Source organism: Methylobacterium sp. WL9, from assembly GCF_008040035.1.
GTDB lineage: Bacteria > Pseudomonadota > Alphaproteobacteria > Rhizobiales > Beijerinckiaceae > Methylobacterium > Methylobacterium thuringiense.
Window position 1 is genome coordinate 1 of record NZ_VRVE01000148.1, and the last position, 4343, is coordinate 4343.

3 protein-coding genes are annotated in these 4343 nt (G+C 68.4%); all 3 read right to left on the reverse strand.

Annotated features, from left to right (window positions below; genetic code table 11):
• Positions 1 to 1038 (reverse strand): ubiquinol oxidase subunit II (gene cyoA / locus FV217_RS21915; protein WP_147821711.1); only part of this gene is annotated, 1038 nt, incomplete at its 3' end.
• Positions 1039 to 1143: 105 nt separating this feature from the next.
• Positions 1144 to 2481, reverse strand: coding sequence for an MFS transporter (locus FV217_RS21920; RefSeq protein ID WP_147821713.1), 1338 nt, complete (start codon positions 2479 to 2481; stop codon positions 1144 to 1146).
• A gap of 330 nt (positions 2482 to 2811) precedes the next feature.
• Positions 2812 to 4343: dihydrolipoyl dehydrogenase (lpdA, locus tag FV217_RS21925; protein WP_147821715.1), on the reverse strand; the 1532-nt coding region annotated here is incomplete at its 5' end.

Sequence of the window (4343 nt, forward strand, 5' to 3'; positions counted from 1 at the left end):
GCCGGCGGCCGGGGCCGTCGCGCCGTTCGGCTCGTCGCCCTGCTCGATCCGGCGGTTGTCGTACTGGAGCCGCTCGCGGTTGCCCTGGCTCTCCTTGCCGGCGCCGCCCGTGGCGTCGATGTGCATCATCTCGCTCATGCACATCCGGCCGGGCATCGCGCACATGTTCAGGATCGCGGTGTAGAGGTCGTCGGCCACGGACTTGTAGAAGCGCGGGGCCACGGCCTCGCTCGGCTTCTCGAGCTCGAGATAGGATTCGCGGTTGAGGTCGGCGCCCTTGTCCTTGGCCTTCGCGACCCAGGCGTCGAAGCCGTCCGGCTTCATCCCGTGGAACTTGAAGGTCATCCGCGAGAAGCCGCTGCCGCTGTAATGCGACGCAAGGCCGTCATAGACGCCCTCCTTGTTGATGACCGCGTGGAGCTTCGTCTCCATGCCGGGCATCGCGTAGATCATGCCGGCGAGCGCGGGGACGTAGAAGGCGTTCATCACCGAGCTGGCGGTGATCTTGAAGGTGATCGGCCGGTCGACCGGGGCGGCAAGCTCGTTGACCGTGGCGATGCCGTATTCGGGATAGACGAACAGCCACTTCCAATCGAGCGCCACCACCTCGACGACGAGGGGCTTGGCGTCCGCCGGCACCGGCCGCGTCGCGTCGATGCGGCCGAGGGGCCGGAACGGGTCGAGGGTGTGCGTGCTGATCCAGGTCAGGGCGCCGAGGGCGATGATGATGAGCAGCGGCGCAGTCCAGATCACCACCTCGAGCTGGGTCGAGTGGTTCCAGTCCGGATCGTAGGGCGCGGTCTCGTTGGAGGCGCGGTACCGCCAGGCGAAGAACAGCGTCAGCGCGATCACCGGCACGATGATCAGCAGCATCAGCCCGGTCGAGGCCAGGACGAGGTTGCGCTGCTGCAGGGCGACGTCGCCCGACGGCTGCATCACCACGAGGTTGCAGCCCGACAGCAGCAGTAACAGCGGCGGCAGGGCGAGGCCCTGCAGGAGCCGGCGGGCGGCTCCCCGCGCCGGGGAGGGGATTGGCATGGCGATGGTCACGGGACTCGACCCATTTCTCTGCCGCGTGCCGAAGCGGCGCTTCCTATCGGCGATGGGGGCGGCACGACGGCGCCGCCCCGATGACGCGGTCGATCACATCTGGCGCATCTCGGACTTGTCGAGGAACAGCGCCAGCAGGGTCGCGGCGGCGCCCGACAGCAGGTAGAGGCCGACCATGGCGAGCCCGTAACGGCTCGCCAGGAACAGCACCACCAGCGGCGCGAAGCCCGCACCGAACATCCAGGCGAGATCCGAGGTCAGCGCCGCGCCGGTGTAGCGGTAGCGCGAGCCGAGCCGCGCGGTGACGGCGCCGGCAGTCTGGCCGTAGGCGAGGCCGAGGATCATGAAGCCGACCGTGACGTACATGGTCTGGCCGATGGCGCTCTCGCCGAAGATCAGCGGGGCGATGATGCTGCCCATGGCGAACATCGCGATCAAGCCGGCCGAGAGCAGCAGCGTGTTACGGCGTCCGATCTGGTCGGCGATCAAGCCCGAAGCGCAGATCGCGCCGGCGCAGACGATGGCGCCGGAGAACTGCACGATCAGGAACTCGCCGGCCGGACGGTCCGTGTAGAGCGTCAGCCAGCTGATCGGGAAGATCGTCACGAGGTGGAACAGCGCGAAGGCGGCCAGCGGCACGAAGGCGCCGATCCAAACGTCGAGAGCGTGGCGGCGCAGGAGCTCGAAGACCGGCACCGGCTCCAGCGAGCGCTTCTCCATCAGCGCCCTGAACTCGTCGGAGGCGACGAGGCTCAGGCGGGCGAACAGCGCGACGACGTTGATGGTGAAGGCGCAGTAGAACGGGAAGCGCCAGCCCCAGTCGAGGAAGTCCTCGGTCGAAAGGTTGACGAGGAAGAACGAGAACAACGCGCTCGCCACCATGAACCCGAACGGGGCGCCGAGCTGCGGGATCATCGCGTACCAGCCGCGGCGTTCGCGCGGGGCGTTCAGGGCGAGCAGGGAGGCCATGCCGTCCCAGGCGCCGGCGAGCGCCAGACCCTGCGCGATGCGCAAGCCCGCGAGCAGCCAGATCGAGGCATAGCCGATGCTGGCATAGCTCGGCAGGAAGCTGATCGCCGCCGTCGAACCGCCGAGCAGGAACAGGGCGGTGGTCAGCTTGACGCTGCGCCCGTGCTTCCGGTCGACGGCCATGAAGATCACCGTGCCGACCGGGCGAGCGACGAAGGCCAGGGCGAAGACGGCGAAGGAATAGAGCGTCGCGGTAAGCTGGTCGGGCTCGAAGGAGAAGAACACCTTCGGGAACACCAGGACCGAGGCGATGCCGAAGACGAAGAAGTCGAAATATTCCGACGTCCGGCCGATCACGACGCCGATGGCGATCTCGCCCGGCGCGACCTTGTGGTCCTTGTGGGCCTGCTGGGCGTCGCGCTCGAGCGCGGCGGAGTGGGCCATGGAGGGTTCGGGAGTCATCGCGGGCGACCGACTTGCTCGATGGGAGGTGCGGAAGGCACCGCCTCCTGCGGCATCGCTCTACCTAGCGCAATGGGCAGTACCGGCAAAAGGGGGATGCGCTTACCGCAGTGCCACAGCGACCATCGGTGCGGTGCGGCAAGTTCGGCCGGCCGTAGACGTTTAATCCAACAGGACAGGTCGGCTCGGCCGGAGGGGCTGGGGCCTCGATCGGCCGAGCCGTGATCGCGACGGATCGCGAACAGGCGATCGCCGGCCACGGACCAGCGAGAGAACGAGCCGCCGTCGGGCCTCGCTACACCAGCCCGTATCGCGATGCCGCCGAGCGGCTCAGGCCGGGCGCGGATGCGGCTTCTTGGGCATGTAGAGGTCGGTGATCGTGCCCTCGAAGGCTTCGGCTGCGAGGCCCACCGTCTCCGACAGGGTCGGGTGCGGGTGGATGGTCAGGCCGATATCCTCGGCGTCGGCCCCCATCTCGATGGCGAGCGCGGCTTCCGCAATCAGGTCGCCCGCCGAAGGCCCGACGATGCCGCAGCCGAGGATGCGGTCCGTGGCCTCGTCGAACAGCACCTTAGTCAGGCCCTCGTCGCGCCCGAGCGCCAGCGAACGGCCCGAGGCGGCCCAGGGAAACACGCCCTTGCCGACCTTGATGCCCTTGGCCTTGGCCTCGTTCTCGGTGAGCCCGACCCAGGCCACCTCCGGGTCGGTATAGGCCACGGAGGGAATCACCTTCGCGTCGAAGAAGCTGTTCTTGCCCGAAGCCGTCTCGGCCGCGACCTTGGCCTCGTGCGTCGCCTTGTGGGCCAGCATCGGCTGACCGACGATGTCGCCGATGGCGAAGATGTGCGGCACGTTGGTGCGCATCTGCCGGTCGACGGGCACGAAGCCGCGCTCGTCGACGACGACACCGGCCGCCTCGGCCGCGATCAGCTTGCCGTTGGGGCGGCGGCCCACCGAGACCAGGATCTTGTCGAAGGTGTCGGTCGGCGGCGCGGTGCCGCCCTCGAAGGTCACCTTGAGGCCCTCCGGCGTCGCCTCAACGTTCGTCACCTTCGCCTTGAGATGGATCGCCTCGTACTGCTTCTGGATCCGCTTCATCAGCGGCGTGACGAGGTCCTTGTCGGCGCCGGGGATGATCTGGTCCATCAGCTCGACGATCGTCACCTTGGCGCCAAGCGCGTGATAGACCGTCGCCATCTCGAGCCCGATGATACCGCCGCCGATCACCAGCATGCGGCCGGGGATGCCGTCGAGTTCGAGCGCCCCGGTGGAGTCGATCACCCGCTTGTCGTCATGCGGGATGAACGGCATCTGGATCGGCTCGGAGCCGGCCGCAATGATCGCCTGATCGAAGCCGATGACCGTCTTCTTGCCCTCATGCTCGACCTCGACCTGATGCGGGCTGACGAAGCGGGCGGTGCCGGTCACCACCGTGACCTTGCGCTGCTTGGCCAAGCCCACGAGACCTCCGGTGAGGCGCTTGACCACGCCGTCCTTCCAATCGCGCAGCTTGTCGATGTCGATCTGCGGCGCGGCGAAGCTGATGCCGTGCGAGGCCATGGCGTGGGTCTCGTCGATGACCTTGGCCGCGTGCAGCAGGGCCTTCGACGGGATGCAGCCGACGTTGAGGCAGACGCCGCCCAGCGTCGGCCAGCGCTCGACCAGAACGACCTTCTTGCCGAGGTCGGCCGCGCGGAAGGCGGCGGTGTAGCCGCCGGGGCCGGCGCCGATCACCAGCACCTCGGCCCGGCTGTCCTCGCCCGAGACGGCCGCCGCCGCCTGAGGAGCGGGTTTTGCGGGAGCCGCACGGTTGGTGGAGCCGGCCGCCGACGAGCCGTAGCCGGCCTGTCCCTCGCCGGCAC